A 26,677-nucleotide genomic window follows, 5' to 3' on the forward strand; every position below is an offset into this window, starting at 1 on the left:
CCCTGTTTTTACACTGAGGACATGGAAGTATGAGCTATGTCACAGCGTATTCTCGTTCCGATCGATGGCTCTGAGCAGTCAACGTCCGCACTCTCTTACGCCGAAACCCTCTATCCGGACGCAGAGTTTGTGTTATTACACGTACTGTCACCAAGTGATGGCGCTCCACACCCAGATGCAATAATCATGCACACTGAAGAGACTGTAGCGGCTCAACGCGAAGACGCCAACAAATTATTTGAGACGGTACGCGAACAGATTGAACCAGACCGAACCGTTGAAACAGCTATTGAAAACGGAAGTGCCGCAAGAGCAATCGTCGACTATGCTGACGATCCGGAAGCCGAGATTGACGCAATCGTGATGGGAAGCCGCGGCAGAGATGGTGCAAAACGGTTGTTGTTAGGAAGCGTGGCAGAGACCGTCGTTCGGCGCGCATCAGTACCAGTAACCGTGGCCCGTTAACATGACTGCGACTGATGGCACTCCGGACCGGATTCTCGTACTGGTTGATGATGATCATACGGTTGGCCCGGTAACGAAACAAGCAGCAGCGATCGCTGCAAGTACAGGTGCAACACTGTCTCTTATTGCGGTTATTGATCCTGCAGATGGGAATCGATACTTTGGACCCGGAACAATCACAGCGATCGACGACGCAGAATCACAACTTATTGAGGAAGCAAATGCGCTCCGATCACTACATGATGTTCGCATTGATGCAGCAGTGCTTCGGGGGGAGCCAGAGGACGTAGTTCCACAGTATCTTGAATCAGAAGCGATTGATCTGTTTGTGCTCGATCGATCGGTGCTCACGGATCGCTCTCGGTTTGGGCGTTGGCGACTTACCGATCGGCTCACGGAGCTCAATGAGCGAATTTCGGTGCTCTTGGTTGGGAGTGGGCGCGAACAAACAACTGAACAACTCGACTGAAACAGATCGTACTGCAAAGTCGGTTAGAGATCCAAATCTGCGATCAGGGCAGCCAACTCGGCAACGCTCTGTTCGATGTCAGTAACCAACTCAACCTGCCCTTGGTTTGCCTGCTTGATGGTTTTTACTTCATCCGCGAGCGAGTTTGCATGTACTGCTAGCTCATCAATTAGCGTTGCAATTTCTTCGGCATTCGCTGCTTGGTCATCGGTCACGTGTGAGACTTCTTTCGTTCCCTGTGCAGTTTGCTTGACCGCATCAGTGATAGCCGAAAGATTCTCCATTACCTGCTCGGTTCGCCCTGTTGCATCGACGAGTTGGTTATTTGTCTCATCGATGCTCTCGATCGTTTCGGTTGCTGTAGCGATGATCTGTTGGACAGATTTCTCAATCTCTGTCGCATTTTTTTGAGACTCTTCTGCGAGAGATTTCACCTCATCTGCAACAACAGCGAACCCTGCACCAGCCTCATCGGCTCGTGCAGCCTCGATCGATGCGTTCAGTGCAAGCATATTCGTCTGGTCTGCAATATCATGGATGACCTCAACAATATCATCGATCTCATCAAGTTGTGCGCGGAGTTCATCAACATCTTCAGCCATCTGTGACGACGCATTTGTCACGGACGTCATCCGATCGATCGCCTCTGCAGCTTCTGTTTGTCCGTCAACCGCAAGTTCTTGGGCGTGGTCGCTACTTTCGGTCACTTGATGTGCCGTTGCTGCAACTTCCTCAATACTTGCACTCAGATCCGAAACTTCGTTTTTTACCGCTGTTGCTTTATCATGTTGTTCAACCGCAATCGTTGCCCCTGCCGAAGAGGAGTCTGCCACCGACTCAGCGTTCGCTCGAAGCGTATCAACATTCTCCATGACATTCTCTGTAACCTGTTCCTGTGCTTTTGCCATCTTGTTTCGAGCTTCAACGATGTCGGTAACAATTGGAGTTAGTTCTACGGCACCAATAACGGCCCCGTCAAGCGTTTCGATCGGGACTGCCATCGATCGGTTCCACAGGTGTCCCTCCGGTGTTGGAACCTTCCGGAACTCCTTTTCCCAAACTGTTTGCTCGGTTCGGGCAACAGTTTCGGCAAGAATCTCGGATTCACCCTCTGTTCCAAAGAATTTGTACCCTTCCGTCCCGATCGCTTCGTCTTTCGAGCGCCCATAGGCGTTTTCGGCTTCGCTGTTGAAGTACCGGAGTTTCCGTTCGTTGTCTACGGCAAAGATTGGTTCCGGAAATGTTTCGATCAGTTGATTAAATGCATGCTTCCACTCATCGCGCTCGCGCAGGAGTTCTTCTTTTGTTTTCTGGTTATCAGGCTTTTGAAATTCGAGTAGTTCTTTGTAGGTTTCTGCTCCGTTCGCCCGGTCAACGGTTGCCATGTAGTTTGTTTGCGAATTGACGATATTATAACGTGATCATTTATGTCCTTTAATTATCATGTATGAGAACTAAATTCGATCTAGCAAACGATACGAATCGGCAAGCAGCAACTCTTGACAGCAACACTAGGACATAGCTGCCTATAACACGTACACTCGGGCAGTCCAAAAGTCGTGGAATGCCTGTTCAAGGGCATCTTTCGGCTTTCCGCGAGCGTCAGTTGTCTGAACAACATCCGCACCGACATCCAGATCGTCAAGAACGGTCTGTTCACCAACAAGGATAAGCTTCTCAGCATTCCGATCACGGAGCGTTTCTTCAACTCGATCGAGGTGGTCTGCAATCTGCTCATCACGAATCCGCTCGAATCGACCCTGTGAGTACCCACCTTTTGAATGGTCGGATTTGACATCGCTCTCAAAGCCAGTAAACGTCTGGCGAGTGCGTTCATCATACTCACCAAGCGCAAACAGATCCGATCTGACGACACCAAATGCAAACGAACCAGTTGGTTCGAACCACCGTCGATCAACGACAAACTCCGAATCCCACCGATCGATCTGTTCAGGGTGGATTGGTGGCCGAACAACTGCCCGAATCAGTCCAAAATCATCGGCATACGCAATACCAGGCGCTGCTCGACGGACGAGTTCTGTGACCCCATCAAATGCCTCCGTCACAGACTCAGGAAGCGCTCGTTCATCGGTGACGGTTACAGTAAGTGCGCCTTCTGGCCCGCTTTGGACCGATCGAAGCTGATCACAAAATCTTTCAAGTGCCTCCCCAGAAAGGTCAGTTTCGCTTCGGACAGTTTGGCTCGTCTCCGTCGATTGTGCTTGCAGTCGATCGACGGTGTCTTGCAGGGAGGTGAGCCGGTCTTCTAGTCGGTTTACCCGCTCTTCGGCCGCTTGGCGTGCGCTTGCGGCATCCGATCGGCGCTCTTCTTCAGCCTCGACACGCCGTTCGAGGTGGTGTTTCTCCTCTTGTAGTTCCTCGATCTGTCGTTTGAGCTCCGCGCGACCCAACAGCTCATCAAGCATACCAAATGGGACACCCGAAGCATCTTGAAACGTATGGTATCAACGATTGGATTAGGTCCCCGGAGCCGATTGCCATCCCGAATACCGGAGTAGTTCCATTGCACGGTCGCCCTCTGCAAGGAGCACCTCACGCCGTGTTGGGAGGGTGTCGATCGATAGCGAATCAGGGATGACAAGCGTTCCAGTCGGGACGGAGTCGTCACCGTGAACCGGGAAATGCGTGCCCTCCAGTTTCATTACGAGTGGTGCGTCGATCCGCTCTACGCCGTCACCGGATGTATAGAGCTGTTTGTTGACGTATTCATGATCATTGCGTTGGATGACAGCACAGTCACCGTCATATGGCTCAACGTACATTTCCCCCAGGTAGTAGCCGCTCGAAAAACGTTCAAACATCGGTACATGTCACCATACCACATAGCAATTGATAAACGTTCGTAAAAACCCTTATATTGGACTACATTCAGTGGTCTTTCGGCTATCGAATGTGAAAATAAGAGAATTTGATGGAGTGTTGACTTATTCCCAGCTAACGTCGATCGACTCGATAACAACGTCCTCGCGTGGTTTGTCGTTTCGTCCAGTCGGGACAGAGCCGATCGCTTCGACAACGTCCATTCCATCAGTTACCTTCCCGAACACCGAGTGGCGGCCATCAAGATGCGGTGTTGCAGCAAGCGTGATAAAGAACTGTGAGCCGTTGGTGTTCGGGCCTGCGTTCGCCATCGAGAGAACCCCTGCAGAGTCATGGCGAAGGTCGTCGTGGAACTCGTCATCGAACTGGTAGCCTGGCCCACCACGACCGGTTCCGGTTGGGTCACCACCTTGAATCATGAAGTCATCAATGATGCGGTGGAAAATAATATCCTCATACAGCGGTTCGCCGCTTACCGTTTCGCCGGTTTCTGGGTCTTCCCAGTCTTTTGCACCGGTTGCGAGGCCGACAAAATTATCAACCGTTCGTGGGGCACGTTCTTCAAAGAGTTCGACGGTAATGTCGCCGTGATTCGTGTGAATAACTGCGGTTGGATTGCTCATACACAGATATTGGGTCCATCCCTGAAAACCCTGCTGGGATCGACGCCGATCGTGGTGGTTTTCAGTCCTTCTGAAATATCGATAGTATGGATATTACGCTGACTATACTCGCACTTATCACGGGTGCAATCGCTGGGGGCCTGTTTGCATTTTTCAATGTTCCCATCCCAGCGCCACCGGAATTTTCGGGGGTCATGGGAATTGTGGGTGTGTATGTTGGATACAAACTCATCTCACGGTTTGAGATCGGGTACGATATCGTGGCGGCACTTGGGTTGTAACTGTCACCGGCGCCGATCGAACCCGTACACTCTTAGCCCCCGACCGCATCTGACGGTGATGGATGCTTCTCGCAGGTACGGTCCTCGCAGACCCCGAAACGGTGTATGAACACGGTGCAGTCGTTGTTAGTGATGACCACATCGAAGCGGTTGGCCCGTATGAGACGGTTTCAGATCGCTATCCAGACCATGAAGAACGATCGTTCGATCTGATTGCACCGGGGTTGGTTGGCGGTCACATTCACTCTGTCCAGTCGCTTGGTCGAGGGATCGCAGATGATGACGCACTTCTCGAGTGGCTTTTTGAGTACGTCCTTCCGATGGAAGCCTCACTGGACGCGGATGAGATGCGTGTTGCCGCAGAGCTCGGCTATCTCGAACTGGTTGAATCAGGGACAACGACGGCAATCGATCACCTCTCCGTAAACCACGCCGACGCAGCGTTTGAAGCAGCGATCGACGCAGGCATTCGTGGACGACTTGGAAAGGTGATGATGGATAAGGACTCACCCGAGGGCCTCATGGAGCCAACTGAGGAGGCGTTGGCTGATTCCGAGCGGCTGATCAAACAGTACAATGGGGCCGCAAATGGTCGAATTGGCTATGCGCTCACCCCTCGGTTTGCGGTTAGCTGTACGGAGGCGTGTCTCCGTGGGTCGCGAGCGTTGGCAGATACATATGAGAACGTGACGATTCATACGCACGCAAGCGAAAACAAGGACGAAATCGCGGCTGTTGAGGCTGACACCGGAATGCGGAATATCGAATGGTTAGATGAGGTTGGGCTCACTGGCCCGGATGTAACATTAGCACATTGTGTGCACACGACCGATCGCGAGCGAGAGATCCTCGCAGAGACGAACACGACGGTCACGTACTGTCCGTCCTCGAATATGAAGTTGGCCTCAGGCATTGCACCGATCGTCGATTATCTCGATCGAGGAATCAACGTTGCACTCGGAAACGACGGCCCGCCGTGTAACAATACGCTCGATCCATTTACCGAGATGCGGCAAGCAAGCCTGTTACAGAAGGTCGAAACGCTCGATCCAACAACGACACCAGCAGGAGCGATCTTACAGATGGCAACGACAAATGGAGCCCAAGCAGCGGGCTTCGATCAGGTTGGTGCACTCCGGGAGGGATGGAAAGCAGACATTATCGGTCTCCGAACGGACATCACTCGCGCAACCCCGCTACATGACGTCCTCTCACATCTTGTGTTTTCAGCGCACGGCGATGATGTTGTGTTTACGATGGTTGACGGCGAGGTGTTGTATGAGGATAGTGAGCATATCCGTGTTGATGCCGATCGAATCCGATCGCAAGCACACGTAATTGCAGACGGATTCTCTTTTTGAAACGGTTGGTGATCGTGTTGTGGTGAATATACGACGTTAGAGCGTATTCAAATATATCGTATTATACTGGGTTTTGTAGTATAGTGGATGTTTCTGATGAATCATGATCAAATAAGAAGTACAGATCCGAATACAATTTGAGAACAGTAATATATTTTTGCTACTGTATTTCGATAATGGCTACCCGAGTCTATAGTATCGACTCGATGCGTATTATTGCAATGCTGTTTGTGGTCGTTATTCACACAAACCCATTCGCAGGAGTTGGAGGGTATGGAAACGTGCTCAACTTTCTGCTTGAAACCGTTGGCCGATTTGCGGTCCCATTCTTCTTTATTACGGCAGGATACTTTTTTGCGATGAAGACAGCCGATGGTCCGGTTTGGCCGTATCTTCGGCGGCGGTTCAGTTCGATCGGTTCGTTGTACCTCTTAGGAATTGTCCTTGCACTTCCAGTGTTCGTATCTGGAACAGTCACGTCAGCATATGCTGCAGGAGAGTCGGTTCCGCGTGCGGTAGCTGCGCACCTTATGCGTACGGTTTCACCGATCGAACTACTCTACTATGGTACCTCGGTATCCGAGATTTTGTGGTTCCTCCCAGCGCTCTTTGTTTCGCTTGCCGCGATTTCGGTGTTTGTTGTCACGGAAACAGAGCGGTATCTGCTTCCTGTGTCGGTCGGACTCCACCTTGTTGGGTTGCTTGCAGCAAGCTATACGATGGTTATTGACCTCTCGTTTCAGTTCCGAGATGGGCTCTTCTTTGGATTCTTCTACACAACAATGGGCTACTATGTGTATACAAGCGAGTGGCAGCCTACGCGAGATCGAAGCACACTGTATCTGGCGGTGACGATCGTCTTTGGACTGCTGCATGTAGTTGAACGGTTTATATTGGGATACTGGCTTCCGGGTCAAACGTTCAGTGCGGGCGTCTACTCACCAACGTATACACTGTTCACCGCGGTCTCGACGCTTGCACTGTTCATATTCCTGCTCTCTCGTCCGTCACTGGGTGAATCCACCCCGCTCCCATCGTGGGGAGCATACGCAGTTGGAATCTATGTCGTTCACCCGCCAGTATTATTTGTATTTGAACAAGTAGGGGATGCGATCCTGGCTGTAAGTACACACAGTGTGGTCGTCATACTCTGGCACCTGCTGTTTACTCCTGCAACATTCTTTGGTGCGTTAGCGGTCTATTTGATACTCCATCGGCTGCATGTAATTGAGATTGGTGGCTCACATCTTCCATCTTGGCCGCATATCCGATCGAAACAACCGCAGCGATAACGTGCTCACTCGGAAGCTGCAGATAGTTGTTTCCGCAAACACGTTGCTTGTTGTGGACACAGTTCGCTGAACTGCGTTGTCTGCTGAATTACCGGTGGAGCCATTTCTCGGTCAATCTGAGTATATCCGGACTGTTGAAAAAAGTGGGCTGCCGTTGTCGTCAATAAAAACAGCTGGGTGATTCCTGCATCCATCGCAACCTGTTCGATTTCACTACAGAGAGCGACTCCATAGCCATTGCCTTGATACGCAGGGTCGATCGCAATCGATCGAAGCAGCCCGACTGATCCAGACTGTTCAAGCCCACCAACACCAATGCGAACTCCATCAACGGTTGCGATGTACAACATCTCTGCAGTGACATCTGCTGTTGGGAGACCACAGGTGTCGAGGAGTTCACGACCGTATGAGAGTTCACTCGGTGCGGCTTGTGTGAGTGCAAACGTATCTGGTGAATCGTGAGCAACCATGGGTGGTGATGTACTGTTTTCGTGCAATCAGTATCAGTTTACGCCTCATTGGAGTCAAACGAACTATACAGGTTGCCGGTGAGGTTCAGATATGCATACCGCAGAACGGGTCACGCTTGCCCGCCTCCCATCAGGAGTCAAGATCGAAACAACAGTTCACACATATGGCGATCCAGACAGCGATGGCCCAACGTTGTATGTCCAAGCCGCACAGCATGGCCGCGAAGTAAACGGGACTGAAGTGCTTCGTCGACTTCACGAGCAACTCATTGCAAACGAAACCAAGCTACACGGGACGCTCATTGCGGTCCCAGTTGCAGATCCGCTCACGTTCGATCGAGTCTCGTATACGACGCCTGAGATTCTGGATTCAGTCAACGATAATATGAATCGGTGCTGGCCGGGTGATGCAGATGGCTCACTCCATGAACGAATGGCAGCCACCCTCTGGAGCTATGCAAGCAGCGCGGATGCGATCGTTGACCTGCACACTGGGAGTCCAACAATGCTTACGCATACGGTATATATGGATGGCAATGACGAATCTAAACGGTTAGCCGAAGCGTTCGGGACCGATCTCCTGCTTGCGGAGGCCGCTGGTGATAGCGCCTCAACCGAGTGGTCCGAGCGAAACTTTGGCGGGAAGTTCAGAGTTGCCGCAACACGGGAGGGCATTCCGTCAATCACGCCGGAGCTTGCACATAGCAAACAGCTTGTTGAGCCGGCGATCGATGCCGGTGTAACCGGGATGTTCAACGTACTAGCAGCATACGATCTGCGTGAACAGCCAGTTCCTGAGTGGGATGGTACTCGAGCCCGAAATCATCTTGGTCGAGTCCGTGCGACCGATGCAGGGTTGTTTGTCCCACGAACAGATATCACACTTGGGCAGGACGTTTCCGAGGGCGACAGCTTTGGCACAGTATATGATCCAACAACATATGAAGCGCTACAGACAGTGACCGCCGATCGAGATGGGATTTTGTATTCGATCGCAAGAGAGGCAACAGTGACGGGTGGATCGACACTAATTGGTGTTGCCGAACGGATTGCGTAAACAACGATTAGCTCACAGTATACCCTTCTTGACGAAGCATTACAATCATTGTAAGCCCCGAAATAAGAATCAACAGCAGCGCAGGGATTGCAGCATACCGGTAATGAAGCGTTGCTTGGGCATCCCAAATGATACTGACAAGCGTATCCATCCCAACCGGCTGGAGCATAAGCGTCATTGGGAGTTCCTTCATTGTTGTGAGAAAGACCAATACTGCACCAGCAACCATACCCGGAACGATCATTGGCATTGTCACTCGGCGGAATGTTTCGATCGGTCCGGCGTTGAGCGTTCGGGATGCTTCGATCACACTGTCATCAACCTGTAGGACTGACGATCGAACGGTCCCAACTGCTTGCGGGAGGAATCGGATCACGTACGCAAAGACGAGCAACCAGACACCTTGTCGATAGAGTGACGGAAGCGTTCGCGTTCCCAAAAAGACCAGCGCAAGACCGATGACAATGCCTGGAACCGCAAATCCGATGTACGTGGTTCGTTCGAGAATCCGCGAAATAAGCGAGTTCGTCCGTCCAGAGTAGTATGCGACCGGAAGTGCAAACAGACAGGCAACGATTGCGGCCAATACCGCTAATCGAACAGAGTTGAGTGCAAACATCGGCTGGAATTCAAGTGACGGAACAGTGTCACCCTGACTGCGGACGAGCCAACTTGCAAAGATCGCAACTGGGAGTGCAAGGGTGACAAAGCCAAGTGTCGAAATGAACCCCATCGCAGGCCACTTCCACCGGCCAAGCCGGACTGTATTGACGGTATCTGTGCCGCCGCTTGCATCCTCATCGCGGCCGATTCCGGCCTCAATAACAAGAATGACCGCAACGATCGCGACCAACTGCAGTGCAAGCAGTGCAGCATACTCGACTGCAAATCCGCTAAACTCCCAGTAGATTGTGCTCGTGAATACCCGAACCTGCATGAATGCTGGCGTTCCAAAATCAGAGACTGCATAGAGTGCAGCCAACAGTGCACCGGCTGCGATCCCTGGACGAATCTGTGGCAGCGTTACCCGCCTAAACGCTTCAATCCGACCTGCGTTGAGTGTTCGAGCCGCGTCGATCAACGAACTGTCGATCGACAAGAGTGCAGCACGAGTTGTCAAGAAAACGTACGGATAGGTGTACAGTGTAATAATGAGAATTGCACCGGGAAGGCCGACAATGCGTGGGAGGGTAATCCCAAAGAGTGTATCCAGTTCGCCACCAGGACCGAAGACCGCTACAAACGCGATTGCTCCGATGTAGCTTGGAATCACAAGCGGTAACGCTGCAACGATCGTCCACAGTCGAGGATGCGGAAGATCAGTCCGCGTTGTAAGCATCGCAAGGGGGACACCAAGAAGGATAGAAAGTAGCGTGACAAAGACCATCAGGGTGAGGCTATTAATCGTAATCCACGCGGTTTCGGCTGACGCAACAAGGCTGAGTGCGTGTGAGAGTTCAACAGATGTTGCTTCCCGAACGACCCAGATCATCGGGGTGACGACAAGAAATGCAACGAGTGCACTCGCCAGTGCAACCAAATACATCGGCTGGCTGAGACCAGTCAGATGCAATCGGATTCGGGTTAAGGTCGACGAATTAGTGAGATAGGTTGTAACTGCTTTCATACTCTTTGCCTGTATGGATGCGCAGACAGCGGCAGATGTGTCTTTGGTATGTGTTCAGGGCTTTTGAACCTCTTGGATGCGTCGTCCAAGAATGCGAAGAAGTGCTGCGATCGCTTGGTATGGGCAGACGTAGGTTCGACGTGTTGGGTATCCGATTTTAGACTGTCATTCCTTCTTCGCGGAGGAGATCGTTTGCGGCAGCGATATCCATATCAAAGCTGCTTAAATCGAACTCCGGTGGGTTAATATCTTCAAGTGCGGGGAGGTCTCCAACGTACTCAATTCCGTCCACGACGGGGTATTCTCCGTTTGCGTCCATCATGAACTCTTGGCCCTCTGCAGCGATTAAGTGACGGATGAACTCTGCAACGAGCTGTGGATTATCGGTCGCGTTTGTAGCAGCAACCCCTGCAACGTTGAATAGACAGCCAGCATCATTCTCGGTGAAAGATGCGCTAATCGGCGCATCAGGATTCTCGTTGAGAATCCGTGCTGCGTAGTATTGATTTCCGAGACCAACAATTGGGTCGTCATCTGCACCGTTGTTAACCGCTTCCGCTTGGCTTGTACCGCCGGAGAACAGCTGTGCGTTTTGATCATTAACCATTGCACTCACCCAATCGCGAGTTTCAGACTCCCCTTCAAGTTCGACCATAGCCTGAATAAATGCCCGGAACGTTCCGGAGTTTGGACGGGTAGAAATAATATTTTGGAATCGTTCGTCGTATGCATATTCCATGATATCAGTTGGGAGATCGTCTACAGTTCCATCCCACCGCTCAGTGTTGTACTGAACTGCTCTGACACGCCCCGTAACACCGGTCCAGTAGCCGTTTGGCTCACGCCAGCTCTCTTGGACTGCGTTAATAATATCTTCTGGAAGCTGTTGGGCAACCTCACCACGTTCGAGCTCACCAAGTGCACCCGGATCCTGTGAGTACATCAGGTCTGCTGGTGTGGCGTCACCTTCTTGGAGGAGTTGGTTGACATGGACGTCGTTGTCGTCGTAGTCGACCGTGACGGTGAGGCTGTCGTAGCGATCGTCGAGCGCCCGAAACACAGGGTCGATCTGGTCGCGGGTGCGGCCACAGTAGACGACAATCTCACCCTCAAGATCACCAAGATCATCCCACGATACTGCCGTAGAATCGACAGGCTCACCAAGCGGCTCGGCCTCAGCAACGGTGCTTGGAGCGGAGTCGGTGCTTCCGCTTACAGAACCGTTACCATTTTCATCAGCACCGTTCCCGTCACCTCCAAGACAGCCCGAGAGGCTAGCAATGCCAGCAACAGCAAGCCCGGTTGTCGCAAGAAATGATCGTCGACGTGTCGGTCGATGTGGTCCGCTGTTTCTCATCATCTATTTTGTTTTAGGCCAACCTAAAAATAAATAACTATCGGTTTGATCTTTCTAGAACCCCGTTAGAAGGCTCAAAAACAAGCTATTCGAGGTTTAAGATAGCATGGTAGATCCGTGACATCCACGCCCTATTAGTTTAGGGAGTCCTAAAACACTTATATGTGTCGTTTTTTAGGCAGTCCTAAAAATAAGAGTCGCTACGCGGTCAGAATGCCTGGAGTTCTTCAAGTACGGCTTCAGCGCTGCCATCATCGATCGCAGCACGGGCCATTTCGAGCCCTTGCTCGAGATCAGCAGCATCCTCGCGTGCGTAGATACGGAACGCAGCGTTCAGTGCGATTGCATCTGCAAACTGGTCATCTCGATCGCCAGCGAGCACTTCCGTCGTGATCTTTGCAGAGTGTCCTTCCACGTCGTCTTTATCGACACCCAAGTCTTCGGTTTCGAAGTCCATACCGTAGTTTGCGGTTTCGATCTCGTAGTCGGTGAACTCCCCGTTGGTCCACTCGGCAACTTTGGTGTATCCCGGACGGATATCGTCGTAGCCTTCCATTCCTTGGAACATGATCACGCGATCGAGGTCGTGATGTTCGCTTGCATCGAACGTGTCAACCATCTTTTTCGCGAACGCAAGGTGGTAGAACGAGCCAAGGTGAACGTTTGCGTTTGCCGGGTTGGCGATCGTCTCAATGGTGTTGAAGAACGTCCGGACGCCCATCTTATCTCGCCGTTCGTTGAGGTCGTCAACGACAGGATTGAATGCTGGCTGGTAGTAGAACCCAAAGCCAGTTTCATCAACCATTGCAGCGGAGTCACGCGGTGTCAGCTCTGTTGCAACACCAAGCTCGTCAAGAACGTGTTTGTATGCACATCCCTTCTGTGTTGGGACGCGATCGCCAGAGTGCGTGACAACTGGGGTACCAGCAGCAGCAGCGACAACACCGGCACCAACGCCGAGGAGTGCCGATCGGAGCTTGCCATCATAGTTTGCACCACAGTCAACAGGATCAACGCTTGGCTCAGCATACTCAACGTGTTCACACATTACGTCAGTGTATGCCGCGAGCTCTTCGGGATTATTGTGTTTCCAACGATTTGCAAGCCAGAATGCACCGAGTGTTGTCTCGTCTGGTTCGCCAGCGAAAATCCGGCGGATTGCTTCTTGTGCCTGTTCCCGAGTGAGATCTTCTGCAGATTTTGGTCCCGATCCACAGACTTCAGTCATCAATCGTTTTAGCGGCCACTCGCCGAACGTCGCAGAGTTGTCTGACATACGCTCGGCTACGGGTTAGTGTCGCAAAAACCCCGCGTTCATTCTCAGAGGTTCAAAAAAGGTGTGCTACTCTTCTTCAGGTGGTGCGTCCGGGTCATCTGGATCATCGGGATCTTCTGGGTCGTCCGGGTCATCGGGATCTTCTGGGTCGTCCGGATCTTCAGGATCATCAGGCTCTTCCGGTGGAACCGGCTCTTCACTATCCGCCCCATCTTCACCCTCTGTACCGTCGCCAGCGTCCGAATCTCCCGTATCGCCTGTCTCATCAGCCTCTGTTGTTTCTCGATCACCGCTCACGGCAAACTCGACAAGCAGCGCAATGAACTCATTTGTGTCACCGATATTGTACCGGGTAACACCGAGGAAGCTGCTATCGCCAACAGCGAGTACGTTTCCATCAACGACCGCAAGACTGTGCACCCGATTTTCGGCTGCTCCTGCACGGCTTGCAGTCTCGCTTGATTCAAGGAGTACCGTTCCGCTCTCCGATCGGACTTCGCCAGGGATCGAAAGTACAATACCGTCTTCACTACTAATATCGGTTGTGTCGGTCGGTGTTGCAATGACCTGTTTATATCCGCCATCGTTTCTCTCCATATCATAGACGAACTGTGGGTCAAACGTCATCCCAAATGCACCCCCTAGACCGGAGAGTGTTGTTCGTTCTCGTATCGAGGAAACGCCGAATCCATCCGAAACAAGCAGTACGCGATCGGGCTCACCAAACAACATCACGCGACCGCCGCTATCAGCAAACGACTCGACTGTGGCAACTTCGTCTACGCTGTGGGTCTGTTGTGGGCCAATAACGACATATGCGTCTGCCGCTGCGAGTGCCGTTTCAAGCTCACCACCGGAATGAAACCGTACTGTGTAGTTCTGCTGTTCGAGTGCTTCAATAAGCGGAAGAATATCTTCACGATCAAACTGGTTACCATGTGCAGTGTCAATGAGAACGGTCCCGGAGTTTTCAGCGTCGACGTCGGGATCGATGTCACCGCTTGCGTCGAGTGGGACTGATCGAACCGACTCATCAAATGCGGTTGCGTCGTACGGCTCTGCGGGAGACTGTGTGGGTGCAAACACGCCTGCAAAGAGCATACTTGCTCCTAACACAGCCGCCACGACGAAACAAAAGATGAGCGCATAGCCAAGAATGGAGGGCTCGTTACGCATCATCATCACCGTCCGGCACGATTGGTGTCTCAGTTGTCTCAGTCTCGTTGTGGACGATCGAACTCGTTGTAACAAGCTCTGGTTGCATGAGGAGTACAACCGGACCGCTTGATTCGTTACCGATGAATGTTGTAAACGAGATGGACTCTTTCTGCGGCGTATCTGCACTCACATAGGCGGCTTGTGAGACAAAGGTAACCGCCCCATTCCCACGGATAACCGTCGTATCGTACTGATCGACTCCGGCGCTAGTTGCTGCGTGTTCGACTGCAGACTGCCGATCGCCAATCGTGTCGGCCAAGCCACGGTCGATCGCATCATGTCCTGCGTACGTGCGAGCGTATGAGAGTTCAGCCTCAGAGATGTCAAGGCGATCGCCTCTGCTCTCAAATGTCGCATTCACAAATGAACCGCGAAGCGTCTCAAGTTCGTGTTCAAGTGCGCGCTGTTCTCCACCGGAAAGCTTTGCTGGACCGGTTGTCGAAATGTCCTCGTTTGGTTCCAACGGTGGTGGAAGCGTTGCAAGTACACCAACACTCCCAACTTGGGAGGCTGGTTTGACATATATTTCTTCGCTCGGTGCTATTGCATAGTATGCCCCAGAGGCGGCAACGGCATCAACTGATGCAACGACCGGCATCTCGTCTGCGGTTCGTTGAACCTGCATGTAGAGCTCCTCGCTCGCTGCGGCACCGCCGCCACCACTATTTGCGACAAGCACGACAGCGACAATCGAGTCGTCATTGCGGGCTGTTTCGAGTGACTGCGTCACAGTAGCGGTTCGCTCACCGTCGATCGTTCCCTCGATTGGAATCACCGCAACGGTTCCCGATGAGCTGCCAGAGAGTCCACCAGTCGCGAACGGTGCGATTGCAAGTCCAACCACAAGCGCTGCGAGCACCACAAGCGTGAACGAGCTCGTTGCTCGCATATGTATCGATCGGAGTGCATCACGCATACACACCTGTCCACGGAGAGCAGCAAAACCCTACGGAGCCGACGGATTCGACGACAGTCTCACTGGATGGTAGCTTTTCACATACAGTATCGAACCCGAAAACAGTAGATATCTTGAAGCCGTACACTCAATAATGAGTGCGCTTTCTGGGGAGTGGCGCGAGTCGATCGATGACATCGATGCAAAGCTGATTGATGAGTATCAAAGCGGGTTTCCAATCGAACCACATCCATTTCGACGCCTCGGCAAAGAGCTCGGAATCTCTGAAGATGAGGCGTTGAACCGAGTGACCGTTCTTCGTGAGATGGGTGTCTTCCGACGGTTCGGTGCAGTGTTGAATCCACCCGTTATTGGAAGTTCAACGCTTGCTGCGGTCAAGGCACCTGAAGACCGGTTTGATGAGATTGCGGAGTTTATAAACAACTATCGGCAGATAAACCACAACTATCGACGCGAACACGAGTGGAATATGTGGTTTGTGGTGACCGCAGGCTCACGAGATCGACGAGATGAGATCCTCTCTGAGATTGAAACAGAAACCGGCTGTACAGTATTGAACCTCCCAATGCTGACCGACTACTATATTGATCTGGAGTTTCCGGTTGTCAATGACGACCGGTTTGCCAGAGAGAGTGTTGAATCGACAACCGTAGATGCGACACGAATTTCAGAGGAGGCAACGGGAGATCTCACTGCGTTGGAAGCGGACCTACTCATAGAAATTCAAGATGGATTCCCGCTTTCTAAAACACCATATCAGGATGTCGCAGATTCGATCGGAGCGGACGTCTCTGCTGTGATTACGGCGATCGAACGGCTCCTGGAAGATGGCTGTATCAAGCGAATTGGCTGTGTTGTTAACCACGTTGTGACTGGCTTTCACAACAACTGTATGGTTGTCTGGAACGTTCCTGACGAAAAGCTCGACGAGTGTGGGGAAATCGTTGGAAGCCTTCCATATGTGACGCTCTGTTATCACCGCCCGCGACGGCCAGCGCTGGGGTGGGAATACAATATGTTCACCATGATCCACGGCCGAGAGGCAGAAGCAGTTGATGCAAAGATTGACGAGTTAGCGTCGGAGTATCTTCCGTTCGAGCATGAGCGGCTCTACTCAACGGAAACGCTAAAACAAACTGGCGCACAGTACGACTCGCTTGTTGCTCAGAGTTCACAAACAACCCACCAGTAACCGGTATGGACGAACACATGGAGCAGGGTCCTGTTCATGGCGTCTTTGTCGTTGGTACAAACCGTGAGCGCGGGGCAGCATTTTCGATCCGGGAGGCGGTATTTATTGACGAACAGGGAGTCCCACGGGAGGATGAGTATGATGCGCACGACAACGATCCATCCGTAACACACTTTATTGCGTATGCAGATGGCACTGCAGTTGGTACTGCACGGCTTCGGCCGATCGAACACGAGGGCTCACCGGCTGGAAAAGTGGAACGTGTTGCAGTGCTCAAAACTGCTCGCAGTGATGGATGGGGAACAGAGCTTATGAAGGCAGCCGAAGCAGTGGCAATCGATGCAGGACACAGCCAGATCGTACTGCATGGACAGACACATGCGGCGGCGTTCTATGAACGGCTTGGATATGAAACCGTGAGCGACGTCTTTGTGGAAGATGGAATTGACCATATAAAAATGCAAAAGCCGATCGAGGCTGAGACATAACTGTCGTCATGAGACCAAGACCGATACATGAAAAAGCCGGCGTTACCTATAGGAAACAATGAGCGACGATCGTCCAACAAAGCCAAGCGAGATTGGTTCGGCGGACGCCCCACCGATCGACGAAAAACCATATAAGATTATTTTTGAAGCAAACAAATGTTTCGGCGCAGGTCGATGCGCAGAGGCAACAAAAAACTGGGAGCTAGATATCGAAACGGGGCTGGCAAAGCCACGATCGTACTTTATTAGCGAATCAGAGCTTGAGGAAAACGTGAGGGCCGCAGAGCTATGTCCCGCAAAGAAGGGTGACGGAATCATCCACATCGTCGATCGACGAACTGACAAGGAGATCGCACCCGATCCACATGGAGACGGGACGCTCAGTGTCGATTGGTAGCAGTAAAAAGAGTCTAAATATAGCACAAAAGCTGCACTGTGACACCTTCAGATTGAGTTCTACACTCGCTGCGACTGGTTGGTGGGGGGAGCTGAGATATGGGCAAAATAGTATCTAGTCACGATCCCAGATGTAGACGACGAGTGCGAGTATCCCGCCAAAAAACGTTAGAAAAGTAAGCGCGCCAACGACAAGAGCCCACAGGGCAGCGTTGTCGTTACCACGCGTCTGAGCGTCATTATACACCCAATAGGCAAGTACAAAAGGTACGATCAGCACGATCAAGCTGATTAAAATCAACAGTTCAAAACCGAGAGGAGTTCCAAATCCAAGGGGAACCATGATTTAGAATTTCATCAATGAATTGAAAATGTTGTTGGTTCGTTATTAGTAAATAGTTTTTTTATAATACTACATTTGGAACTTAGCTCTACTTGTATATTCGCGCGCGCTATTCAGCGCACAGCGCTTGTCAGAGTTGAGGGATTTAACAGAACTTCAAATAAAAAATGTCTATTCAGCAGCGGCGATGTACTATGGTTGGCCTGCTTTGGCCTCGTTATACAGCACACATTTTGCTTCTTGTGTCTCAGTCACTTGGTGCATCTCGATCGGTGGACGCTCACATGGGGACGCAAATGCGGTTTCAAGATTCGATTTTGCCTCGTCGGTGTCGCCGTCAAGCACCGCAATAAGCGCATCTGAGAGGAGTTTCTCCGCATCTCGATCGGAGAGCTCCGCAGGGATATTGTACGTATCTCTGATCGTCGCCGGCGTCTCATCAGTCTCGGAAACAAGCGAGATATCATCTTCTAACAGATCACGTCTGAAATTCGAGATCGATCGCCATGTGTTCTGATTAAACGAGAAGCCCTCGGGTTGGACAAGCTTTGGACAGCGAGGGTGGAACCGACAGCCACTCGGAACATCGATCGGATCCGGCACTTCCCCAACAAGTTCGATTCGCTCACGTGTCTCTGTCGGATTAATCCGTGGGACCGACGAAACAAGTGCCTGTGTGTACGGATGTTGCGGATTATTGATAATCTCATCCGCAGGTCCGACCTCGACCATCTCACCAAGGTACATAATTCCGATTCGATCACACATATGCTTCAGCAACGAGAGGTCGTGACTGATGTACACTGCGGTCAGTCCAAGCTCGGACTGCAACCGCTTGAAGAGATCAAGAATGCTTGCACGGATCGACACATCGAGCATACTTGCCGGTTCGTCTGCAAGCAGGAAGGATGGTTTGAGCGCGAGTGCACGGGCAATACCGACACGCTGGCGCTCACCACCTGAGAGTTCGCCGGGGTATTCGTGTGCGTATGCTTCTGCTGGACGGAGTCCAGCCTGTTCGATCGTCTCATACACACGGGCATCCCGCTCTTCTTCCGTTCCGATACCGTGAACATCTAGCGGCTCACGGACCCATTTATATACAGTAAACCGTGGGTTAATTGATTGATACGGGTCTTGGTGGATGATCTGGGCCTCACGACGGAAGGCGTTTAGCTCCTCACCAGTAACATCCGTGATATCTTTCCCGTCAAAGTAAATGTTTCCACCAGTTGGATCGTGTAGTCGGATCGCAGTCTTTCCAAGCGTGGTTTTTCCACACCCAGATTCACCGGCTAGTCCAAACGCTTCACCCTTTCGAATTCCGAGCGAAACACCGTCAACAGCATGGACTGCCTTGTCACTTTCTCCACGGATGATACGAGAGACGAGACCAGTGTTGATTGGGAAGTGTTTCTCAAGCCCCTTGACTTCTAATTTGTAGTTGTACGCATCATCAAGCTCTCGCTGTGATTGTGTTGCGTCTGCACTAGTCATCGCTTGTCACCTCCGGAGGCGTCTCATCTGGCCGGCCAATCTCTTGTTCCATCCATGTCTCCTTCTTTGCTGCCTCTTCTTGCAGATACTCAATCTCATCTGCCCTATGGCATTCGACCATATGGCCATCACCGTAGTCCTCTGCCTCTGGAGTAACTTCCCAGCACTCCTCTGTTGCAAATGGACATCGAGGGGCAAATCGGCAGCCTTCGTCTGGATCAACTAAGTCAGGTGGCGTTCCTGGAATCGAAATGAGGTCTTTGTCTTCATCGCTGATGTCTGGGAACGCATTTCGGAGTCCAAGCGTGTACGGATGTCGTGGGCTCATCATAATCGTCTCTGCATCTGCAATTTCAACCACACGCCCACCGTAGACAACGGCGATTCGATCACAGGTTTCTGAAACAACCGACATATCGTGCGTGATCATGATCATCGCGCTGTCGATCTCACGCTGCTTCTCTTTGATCGTCTCCAGAATCCGATCTTGGATCACAACATCAAGTGCTGTTGTCGGCTCATCAGCAAGAATGATATTCGGACTCAAACAGAGTGCGAGTGCAATCATTGCACGTTGAGCCATCCCGCCGGAGAACTGGTGTGGGTAGTCGTCGATCCGATCGGGGTCAATACCAAGCTCATTAAAGAGCTCTCTTGCCCGCTTTCGTGCCTCTTTTTTCGAGGTGTCGTCCTCGTGGTACCGGATTACTTCAACGATTTGACTCCCAACGGTGTACACTGGGTCAAATCCATTCATTGCGTTCTGTGGGATCATCGAGATCTCGGACCAGCGGATCTGCTTTCGCAGTTGTCTGTCAGTTAGTTCGGTGATTTCAGTTCCATCATAGTTGATCGAACCATCAACAATCTCCGCATTTTTTGGGAAGAGTCGGATAATCGATTTTGCGAGCGTCGTTTTACCACTCCCACTCTCTCCAACCAAGCCGACGGTCTCGCCTCGGTCAACGGAGAGCGATACGCCATCAGTTGCACGTACCCACCCATCACTGGCGCGGTAGTACGTTTTCAAATCTGTAATTTCGAGCAAACTCATTCTTGATGCCTCAGTTCTGGGTTAACCACTTTTTCGAGCGTCCGGCCGATGAAGAACACCGACATCACAAATAGCATAATTGCGATGCCAGGTGGGAATACCCACCACCATGCAACGCGGATTGCGTCTGCAGTGTAGACGTTGAAAATCATCTCTCCCCACGAGAGCATTGTCGGGTCACCGAAGCCAAGGAACGAGAGGCTTGCTTCTGCAATCACTGCCCATCCAACCGCGAACGCAGCGTACAAGAATGCAAGCGGGAGCACGTTCGGCAAGATGTGAAGGTACATGATCCGAACGTGGCTTGCACCGATCGCCTCAGCACTTTCAACGTACGGGCGTTGTTTGTGACTCAGTACTTGTGACCGGATCACACGTGCGGTCGATCGCCACAAGACGAGGACGATCGCAACAATGATATTAACAATACTGCTGCCGAGAATTGCGACCAACACGATCGCAAACGGAAGGAACGGAACTGCGTAGACAATGTCTGTAATTCGCATGAGTACATCGTCCACCCAGCCGCCGAAGTACGCACTCACAAGGCCGATATTCGTCCCAATGAATACTGCCATGAACGCAGCCAGACTCCCAACGAGAAGTGTGACACGCGTTCCAGCAATGAGCTGTGAGAACACATCACGTCCAAGTACAGTCGTTCCGAGCGGGTGCTCCAATGATGGCGGTTCAAGCCGCCCACCAACTCGCGTGGCGGTTGGGTCATGCGGTGCAAGCCCTGGAATAGTGATATTAAGGAAGTCGATCGTGATTGGCCGTGCAAAGATTCCAATGAAGATGAACGTTGCAAGGATTACGAGTCCGATCTGTCCAAGTCGATCACCCTCAAATGCTTCAAATTTGTCTCGGATAAAGCGGGCGCTGTTTGCGACGCCATCAAAGAGACGGGTTACTGGAGAGTTTGTTTCAGTGCTCATTCGTATTCCACCCGTGGGTCAAGATAGACATACGCCAAGTCTGCAAGGAAGTTCATGATGATCACAACAGATCCCATGAGGAAGAACGCCGCCATCGCGACTGGGTAGTCATTGCTGTTTACTGCTCTAACCATCTCTCTGCCCATTCCTGGCCAATTGAACACGGTTTCAATCACAACAGAGCCACCCATTGCAGCGCCAGTTGCGATTGCCATGACCGTAACGATCGGCAGGACAGAGTTACGCGCGGCGTGTCGGTACAGCACCGTCCGTTCTGGAAGTCCCTCTGCTTTTTTGATTTCAATGAAGTCTGCATTAAGGACATCCAACATCGTATTCCGCATCAGCAGTGTTGGGGTCGCCATAAAGACGATCGCACCAGTCAGTGCCGGTAAGAACAGATGTCGGAGGAAATCTGTTGAGCCATATCTAGCAAGGAAGCCACCGCCAAGTTCGCCGCCAGTTGTTCGCATTCCGCCGGATGGGAACCACCCAAGCCAGAACACAAACACCGAAAGCAGTACAATCCCGACCCAAAACTCTGGGGACGATCGTGCGGCGAGTGTGACAACAATGCCACCACGTTCGAACTTCGAGCCACGCCACCAGCCCATGAGGGCACCAAAGGTGAGACCAATAAGGTACGCAAAGAACAGCGCAGTACCCATCAGTACGATCGTGTTCATAAACCGAACGATGATGATGTCGATCACTGGCTCACGGTAGATAAATGACTGTCCGAAGTCGCCCGTAAGGAGTTGTGAAATATACTCAACATACTGTACGTGAAGTGGTTGATCCAATCCAAGCTCTGCAATTCGCTGTTCGCGCTGCTCTGGCGTCATCCCATCAAGAATGAACATACTTGTTGGGTCACCAGGGACCAGTCGGAACAGGACAAAAAGCAGCGTAAAGAACGCCCAAAACGTGACCACAAGTTGGAGAAGGCGCCGGATAACATACTCTCTTAATCCCATTGGTCACCTCCTTGAGCAGCCACTGTCTCGTTCATGTTGTTTCCTTGTAATAAATGCATGAAAGTTGGTTCGCTATGCTTACTGATCAGCGCCGAAATGAAGCGCACCGTCGTCGTCCCAGCCAAAGCCACCTTCTTCGAGCTCCGCACGTGCTGCATCCAGATCCTCATCGAACTCTTCGACGTCTGGGTTATGCCAGAACTCGTTGTGTTCCGAGATTGTCGAGTGGGTTACAGTTCCCATCCCATCGCGGACGAAATCAACGTACTCTGTTTTTGGAACACAGTAGGAGAGTGCACGACGGAAGTTGACGTTATCAAACGGTTCACGGCGCATGTTGTATGCAATCTTCACGTAGCCAATATCTTCGAAGTCTGCACCATCGAGGTCATCGTCTTCGTCAATGCGTGCGAGTGCGGTTGGCTGTGGAATTGCACCAATGAAATCAATACTGCCGGATTCAAGTGCACCAAACTGTTGAGCGACATCCGAACCCGGAATACGGATAAATCGCTCCGTATTTGGTGGGTTGAAGTGGTCATCGAACGCGCGGAGTTGCAGTTCTGACTGTCGTTCCCAGTCTTCGAACATGAATGGACCGCTGCCAACCCAGTTTTCATCTTCAAAGTCCGAAAGCTCTTCAGGCTCAACGTCGCCCCAGATGTGCTCTGGGAAGAGGTAGACCTGTCCGAGGACATTTGCAACGAACGGCGCGTACTCTTCCTCGAGATGGAACGTGATCTCGTTGCCGGAGGTTTCGATCTCGCCGATAACATCGACAAGCGAGCCGTAGGTTGGTGAGTCCGCGTAGAGGTTGTATGTGAACTCAACATCGTCAATCGTGAGGTCTTCGCCATCGTGGAACGTCATACCGTCACGGATTTCGACGGTGTAGGTTCGGCCGCCGTCTTCGATTTCTGGCTCATCTGCTGCAGCCCATGGCGTCGGAAGACCATCTGTCCCAATACGGAAGAGCTGGTCGTAGATAAGGCGAACAAATTGGCGGTCAGGTGTTGCCAAGTCCTGCATCGGGTTCAGCGAAATAATCTCCGATGGGTATCCCATAGTGACAGTATCACCCTCAAGTGGCTCAACGGAGATCATGTTCCAAAAGGAGTTGAGACCCTCGCCGAGCGTTGGCTCAATACCAGTAATACGCCCACTTGCATATGGATGAATACCACCCTCATTTGCGATGTATGCACGTGGCTGGTCGCGTGCGATGATTTCTTGTGCCTCGTAGACTGTCTGCTGGCGCTCTTCTTCATCTGGCTGCGTTACTTGCAATTCTGCAAGTTCATCATACTCCGGGTTTGAATAGCCCGGTGTATTTCGTCCACCCTCGCCCATATTGTCCGAGTGGTGCATATCATAAATGAATGTGTGTGGATCAATCCGTTCTGGTGTGCCACCCCATCCAAGCAGCGATGCATCGAAATCCTGCTGAACAACTGCCTTATCGACGTGTGCGCTGAAATCAAGTTCTTCAAAATCAACGTCGATACCGATCTCCCGCCAGTTGGCGGCGACCATGTTAGCCAGTTCGTTACGGAACTGATTCACACCGGAGGTCGGAACCACAAAGTTGAGTTCTCTAATCTGTTCACCGAGTTCTTCTGCACCAGAAACACCGTTTCCGTTTCCGTCACCATTGCTCGAACAACCTGCAACACCGATCGCAAGCCCGGTTGCCCCTGCTGCCCGAATAAATTCACGTCTATTTTTTTTACGAAACGCCATATAAACAGGACAAAGTTTGGGGTATTTATGCTTTCCGATAGCACGGTTTTATTTGTCATGTGAAATATTATCTATACGCATACATACCCAGATAACCTGACCAGATGTTAAGCCAAATACAAAATATATGTGCGTTTATGAGATAACTTATGAAACTTATACTTACAAAAACACCCATTTACAGAACATTTATAAACTGTTTTATTTCGGGAGAAAACCTCCCTCGAAAACGAAATTGGTTTGAAGGGTGCTTGATTTATATAATTTGAGCGAGGGTGGCTGAGCTAGGTCAAAAGCGGCGGGCTTAAGACCCGCTCCCGTAGGGGTCCATGGGTTCGAATCCCATCCCTCGCATACAGACGGACAAACACGTTGAGGCTTATTCGACGGCTCGTTTCTCAGCAATCCTCACGAGTGAAGATGAGTTTGTGGCTGTTTTCGCTGAGCCATTGGTTATGCTCAACATAGTCAGTGTCATGCCGTTCAACAATAAACCAGAACCGATCGCTGTGATTTGCTTCTAGACGGTGTGATAGTTCGTGGACGACCACGTAGCGAAGCACCGCTGGTGGTGCCATGATCAGTCGCCAATTAAGTGAGATCGTCCCGGTCGATGAGCAGCTACCCCACTTTGTACGTTGATTCCGAACTTCGAGTCGACGATATTGAACACCCATCTCCGCAGCAATCTCAGTTGCATGGGTTTCAAACGTATTTCGAGCAGTTCGTCGGTACAGCGTCTCAACTGCTCGCTTGACGCTTGTGTGGTTGACATGGTGGGCTGCAAGCCTGAGTTCACGTCTTGCGGGATCAACGACCGAGTACGATCGTGTCTCGATGATAATCGTATGTGGTATTCCCCGATACGGTAACGTTGCACCACACTTGAATATTCGATCGGGAAGGCGTGTGGAAAGTTGACTGAAATGAGCGTCTTTTTCCAGCACCCATGCTGCGTTTGCCCGCAGAACTGCCTCTGGATCTCTTGTGCTGTCCAGCGGAAGTATAACCACAACTCCGCGAAGATCAACACGAATCTGGGCGTGTTTGGCACGGGCGCTCTCGCGGACAGTGTAGTCGATTGGTGTGTCAAGAAGTAGTATTTGCAGTCCAGTCATGAATACAGCGTAAATATGTTGGCTAGCCAATACGAGGTTCGGTCCGGTAGTAAAAATAAACAATAGACAATAAAATGATAATTATTTTTACACGCTCAGGAGTATCACTCAAACTAAGCAGATCGTTGTGTAGGAAAAAAGGCCGTTTGCCCACGCGAGAGAAATGGTGGGTCGCGTAGGCAAACAGCCCATTGGTCCCCGCTGACGCTTCGGCCCTCCAAGCGAAGCGTCATATGATACAACCGAGTGTAGTAACTTAAATATGCCGGGTAGATTATGACAATAATAATAAATAAATGGGTTAGAGGGGTTGGTTAGCAGGGTGATCAGACCGCAATCGAGCGTTTCCAGCACCAAATATGGATTCTCGAAGCGTAGACCCTTTGTAGGCCTCTCGAACAAGTCCCCGCGATCGAAGTTCAGGGACAACCAGATCAACGAAATCAGTCAGACTGTCCGGCCGAACAACCTCCTTAATATTGAATCCGTCAATTCCGACTTCTGTGAACCAGTGTTCGAATTCATCCGCAATCGTGTCTGGCGTGCCAACAATGATCGGAGAAGTTGAGCCAAGTCCAGAGAACTGTGCAACCTCACGAACGGTCCACTCTTTGTCCGGATCGGATTTCGTGAATGCGTTCATCGTGCCTTGGATTGCATCCGTTTCGATGTGTTCGATCTTCTGGTCAGGGTCTAGCGCAGACAGATCCATGTCAATAAATCCCGAAAGTAGCGCGAGCGTGCCGTCAACATCAATTTGGGCTTTGTATGATTCATACTTCGCCTGTGCGATTTCTTCGGTCTCACCGACGATCGGAACAATTCCAGGGAAGAACGCAATCGAACCCGGGTCGCGACCGAATTTTGCCACCCGGTCACGCATATCGTCCATGTAGTCACGAACACCGCGCTCCGTTGGTTGGCTTACGAAGACCGCCTCTGCATTCTTGGCGGCAAAGTCACGGCCGCGGTCGGAGGAGCCAGCCTGATACAAAACAGGCGTTCGTTGCGGTGATGGCTCACATCCATGTGGCCCAGGTACTGAAAAGAACTCACCCGCAAAGTCGATCGATTGTACTTTGCTTGGATCCGTGTAAATGCCTGCGTCTGGATCCCGACGGACCGCATCATCATCCCATGAGTGCTCCCAGAGCGCGTAACAAACGTCCATGAACTCGTCTGCTCGATCATACCGGGTTTGTTTATCCATGCGGCCGTCCAGGCCGAGATTTGCGGCTGCGGATTCGAGATACGAGGTGACAATATTGAACGCAATCCGGCCATCGGTGAGATGGTCAAGCGTAGATAGCTCTCTGGCAAGCTGGTATGGGTGTGTGTACGTAGTTGATTTGGTGATTGCGAATCCAAGATTGTCGGTTACCTCAGCCATTGCAGGAACGAGGTATGCAGGATCGTTGGACGGTGTCTGGATCGCTTTTTCGATCGCTGTCGAATGGTCTCCACCATACACGTCATATATCCCACGGACATCAGCAAAAAAGACGGCATCAAACCCGCCGCGTTCTGCGGTTCGTGCGACTTCCGTCCAGTACGATCGATCGCGATAGCGATGTGATTGATCGCCTGGGTAGCGCCACGAGCCGATCGAGACGTGTTCAACCGAGTTCATCGTGAACAGGTTGAGATGTAGATAGTCACTCATTGATGATCATATGTATGA

27 protein-coding genes and 1 tRNA gene are annotated in these 26,677 nt (G+C 51.4%); 10 read left to right on the forward strand and 18 right to left on the reverse strand.

Features of this window, described 5'->3' with window-relative positions:
* Window positions 1-36 precede the first annotated feature (36 nt).
* The gene (locus tag AArcSt2_RS05700) at window positions 37-465 is read left to right on the forward strand and encodes a universal stress protein (RefSeq protein WP_250583390.1); all 429 of its coding nucleotides are present in this window, start codon (window positions 37-39) and stop codon (window positions 463-465) included.
* Window position 466: 1 nt separating this feature from the next.
* Window positions 467-934, forward strand: coding sequence for a universal stress protein (locus AArcSt2_RS05705; protein WP_250583391.1), 468 nt, complete (start codon window positions 467-469; stop codon window positions 932-934).
* 23 nt (window positions 935-957) lie between these two features.
* Here AArcSt2_RS05705 and AArcSt2_RS05710 read toward each other — a convergent pair whose 3' ends face one another.
* The 4 genes from AArcSt2_RS05710 to AArcSt2_RS05725 all read right to left on the reverse strand — a co-directional run bounded on the left by AArcSt2_RS05710 (window position 958) and on the right by AArcSt2_RS05725 (window position 4,398).
* Window positions 958-2,319, reverse strand: a complete 1,362-nt coding sequence (locus AArcSt2_RS05710) for a methyl-accepting chemotaxis protein (RefSeq protein WP_250583392.1) — start codon at window positions 2,317-2,319, stop codon at window positions 958-960.
* 141 nt (window positions 2,320-2,460) lie between these two features.
* Window positions 2,461-3,360, reverse strand: coding sequence for a Vms1/Ankzf1 family peptidyl-tRNA hydrolase (locus AArcSt2_RS05715; RefSeq protein WP_250583393.1), 900 nt, complete (start codon window positions 3,358-3,360; stop codon window positions 2,461-2,463).
* A 51-nt stretch (window positions 3,361-3,411) separates the two neighbouring features.
* A complete protein-coding gene (locus tag AArcSt2_RS05720; protein ID WP_250583394.1) occupies window positions 3,412-3,756 on the reverse strand; it encodes a DUF5802 family protein in 345 nt (114 codons plus the stop codon).
* A 123-nt stretch (window positions 3,757-3,879) separates the two neighbouring features.
* On the reverse strand, window positions 3,880-4,398 hold the full coding sequence (locus tag AArcSt2_RS05725; RefSeq protein WP_174651930.1) for a peptidylprolyl isomerase: 519 nt from the start codon (window positions 4,396-4,398) through the stop codon (window positions 3,880-3,882).
* Between the two features lie 86 nt (window positions 4,399-4,484).
* Between AArcSt2_RS05725 and AArcSt2_RS05730 the strand changes: the two genes are divergently transcribed.
* From AArcSt2_RS05730 to AArcSt2_RS05740, 3 genes are all read left to right on the forward strand, one after another.
* Window positions 4,485-4,679, forward strand: a complete 195-nt coding sequence (locus AArcSt2_RS05730) for a XapX domain-containing protein (RefSeq protein ID WP_174651931.1) — start codon at window positions 4,485-4,487, stop codon at window positions 4,677-4,679.
* A 62-nt stretch (window positions 4,680-4,741) separates the two neighbouring features.
* Window positions 4,742-6,040: a 5'-deoxyadenosine deaminase gene (locus AArcSt2_RS05735; protein WP_250583395.1), complete on the forward strand. Its 1,299-nt coding sequence runs from the start codon at window positions 4,742-4,744 to the stop codon at window positions 6,038-6,040.
* Window positions 6,041-6,216: 176 nt separating this feature from the next.
* Window positions 6,217-7,332, forward strand: a complete 1,116-nt coding sequence (locus tag AArcSt2_RS05740; protein ID WP_250583396.1) for an acyltransferase — start codon at window positions 6,217-6,219, stop codon at window positions 7,330-7,332.
* 5 nt (window positions 7,333-7,337) lie between these two features.
* On the opposite strand, the gene arsN2 is transcribed toward AArcSt2_RS05740, so the two are convergent.
* Window positions 7,338-7,802 carry an arsenic resistance N-acetyltransferase ArsN2 gene (gene arsN2 / locus AArcSt2_RS05745; protein ID WP_250583397.1) on the reverse strand — a complete coding sequence of 155 codons (465 nt, stop codon included), beginning with the start codon at window positions 7,800-7,802 and terminating at the stop codon, window positions 7,338-7,340.
* A gap of 91 nt (window positions 7,803-7,893) precedes the next feature.
* Here arsN2 and AArcSt2_RS05750 point away from each other — a divergent pair, with 91 nt between their 5' ends.
* Complete coding sequence (locus AArcSt2_RS05750; RefSeq protein ID WP_174651935.1) at window positions 7,894-8,859, forward strand: succinylglutamate desuccinylase/aspartoacylase family protein; 966 nt, start codon at window positions 7,894-7,896, stop codon at window positions 8,857-8,859.
* Between the two features lie 7 nt (window positions 8,860-8,866).
* On the opposite strand, the gene AArcSt2_RS05755 is transcribed toward AArcSt2_RS05750, so the two are convergent.
* From AArcSt2_RS05755 to AArcSt2_RS05775, 5 genes are all read right to left on the reverse strand, one after another.
* Window positions 8,867-10,486, reverse strand: coding sequence for an ABC transporter permease (locus AArcSt2_RS05755; RefSeq protein WP_425493648.1), 1,620 nt, complete (start codon window positions 10,484-10,486; stop codon window positions 8,867-8,869).
* A gap of 157 nt (window positions 10,487-10,643) precedes the next feature.
* Entirely contained in the window at window positions 10,644-11,846 is a 1,203-nt protein-coding gene (locus AArcSt2_RS05760) for an ABC transporter substrate-binding protein (protein ID WP_174651937.1), read from the reverse strand.
* A 205-nt stretch (window positions 11,847-12,051) separates the two neighbouring features.
* Window positions 12,052-13,119 carry an anthranilate phosphoribosyltransferase gene (locus AArcSt2_RS05765; protein WP_174651938.1) on the reverse strand — a complete coding sequence of 356 codons (1,068 nt, stop codon included), beginning with the start codon at window positions 13,117-13,119 and terminating at the stop codon, window positions 12,052-12,054.
* A 66-nt stretch (window positions 13,120-13,185) separates the two neighbouring features.
* On the reverse strand, window positions 13,186-14,295 hold the full coding sequence (locus AArcSt2_RS05770; protein WP_174651939.1) for a hypothetical protein: 1,110 nt from the start codon (window positions 14,293-14,295) through the stop codon (window positions 13,186-13,188).
* Complete coding sequence (locus AArcSt2_RS05775; protein ID WP_250583398.1) at window positions 14,288-15,253, reverse strand: S49 family peptidase; 966 nt, start codon at window positions 15,251-15,253, stop codon at window positions 14,288-14,290. The genes AArcSt2_RS05770 and AArcSt2_RS05775 overlap by 8 nt, the downstream gene beginning before the upstream one ends.
* A gap of 133 nt (window positions 15,254-15,386) precedes the next feature.
* Here AArcSt2_RS05775 and ahbB point away from each other — a divergent pair, with 133 nt between their 5' ends.
* From ahbB to AArcSt2_RS05790, 3 genes are read left to right on the forward strand one after another with little or no spacing between them, the layout of a single operon-like run.
* The gene (gene ahbB, locus AArcSt2_RS05780; protein ID WP_250583399.1) at window positions 15,387-16,445 is read left to right on the forward strand and encodes a siroheme decarboxylase subunit beta; all 1,059 of its coding nucleotides are present in this window, start codon (window positions 15,387-15,389) and stop codon (window positions 16,443-16,445) included.
* A 5-nt stretch (window positions 16,446-16,450) separates the two neighbouring features.
* Window positions 16,451-16,933 (forward strand): GNAT family N-acetyltransferase, encoded by a 483-nt coding sequence (locus AArcSt2_RS05785; protein WP_250583400.1) that lies wholly within the window; start codon window positions 16,451-16,453, stop codon window positions 16,931-16,933.
* 58 nt (window positions 16,934-16,991) lie between these two features.
* Complete coding sequence (locus tag AArcSt2_RS05790; protein ID WP_250583401.1) at window positions 16,992-17,330, forward strand: ferredoxin; 339 nt, start codon at window positions 16,992-16,994, stop codon at window positions 17,328-17,330.
* Between the two features lie 114 nt (window positions 17,331-17,444).
* Here AArcSt2_RS05790 and AArcSt2_RS05795 read toward each other — a convergent pair whose 3' ends face one another.
* The 6 genes from AArcSt2_RS05795 to AArcSt2_RS05820 all read right to left on the reverse strand — a co-directional run bounded on the left by AArcSt2_RS05795 (window position 17,445) and on the right by AArcSt2_RS05820 (window position 23,878).
* Window positions 17,445-17,672, reverse strand: a complete 228-nt coding sequence (locus AArcSt2_RS05795; RefSeq protein ID WP_250583402.1) for a hypothetical protein — start codon at window positions 17,670-17,672, stop codon at window positions 17,445-17,447.
* Between the two features lie 192 nt (window positions 17,673-17,864).
* Window positions 17,865-19,169, reverse strand: a complete 1,305-nt coding sequence (locus AArcSt2_RS05800; RefSeq protein ID WP_250583403.1) for an ABC transporter ATP-binding protein — start codon at window positions 19,167-19,169, stop codon at window positions 17,865-17,867.
* Window positions 19,162-20,223, reverse strand: coding sequence for an ABC transporter ATP-binding protein (locus AArcSt2_RS05805; protein WP_250583404.1), 1,062 nt, complete (start codon window positions 20,221-20,223; stop codon window positions 19,162-19,164). Before AArcSt2_RS05805 ends, AArcSt2_RS05800 begins: the two co-directional genes overlap by 8 nt.
* The gene (locus AArcSt2_RS05810) at window positions 20,220-21,161 is read right to left on the reverse strand and encodes an ABC transporter permease (protein ID WP_250583405.1); all 942 of its coding nucleotides are present in this window, start codon (window positions 21,159-21,161) and stop codon (window positions 20,220-20,222) included. The genes AArcSt2_RS05805 and AArcSt2_RS05810 overlap by 4 nt, the downstream gene beginning before the upstream one ends.
* Window positions 21,158-22,138 carry an ABC transporter permease gene (locus AArcSt2_RS05815; protein ID WP_250583406.1) on the reverse strand — a complete coding sequence of 327 codons (981 nt, stop codon included), beginning with the start codon at window positions 22,136-22,138 and terminating at the stop codon, window positions 21,158-21,160. Before AArcSt2_RS05815 ends, AArcSt2_RS05810 begins: the two co-directional genes overlap by 4 nt.
* 78 nt (window positions 22,139-22,216) lie before the next feature.
* Window positions 22,217-23,878 (reverse strand): ABC transporter substrate-binding protein, encoded by a 1,662-nt coding sequence (locus AArcSt2_RS05820; protein ID WP_250583407.1) that lies wholly within the window; start codon window positions 23,876-23,878, stop codon window positions 22,217-22,219.
* Between the two features lie 269 nt (window positions 23,879-24,147).
* Between AArcSt2_RS05820 and AArcSt2_RS05825 the strand changes: the two genes are divergently transcribed.
* Window positions 24,148-24,232: transfer RNA gene (locus AArcSt2_RS05825), tRNA-Leu, on the forward strand.
* Between the two features lie 44 nt (window positions 24,233-24,276).
* Here AArcSt2_RS05825 and AArcSt2_RS05830 read toward each other — a convergent pair.
* Entirely contained in the window at window positions 24,277-24,996 is a 720-nt protein-coding gene (locus AArcSt2_RS05830; RefSeq protein ID WP_250583408.1) for a M48 family metallopeptidase, read from the reverse strand.
* Window positions 24,997-25,297: 301 nt separating this feature from the next.
* Window positions 25,298-26,659: an LLM class flavin-dependent oxidoreductase gene (locus AArcSt2_RS05835; protein WP_250583409.1), complete on the reverse strand. Its 1,362-nt coding sequence runs from the start codon at window positions 26,657-26,659 to the stop codon at window positions 25,298-25,300.
* Between the last annotated feature and the right edge of the window lie 18 nt (window positions 26,660-26,677).

Source organism: Natronocalculus amylovorans (genome assembly GCF_023638035.1).
GTDB classification, from domain to species: Archaea; Halobacteriota; Halobacteria; order Halobacteriales; family Haloferacaceae; genus Natronocalculus; species Natronocalculus amylovorans.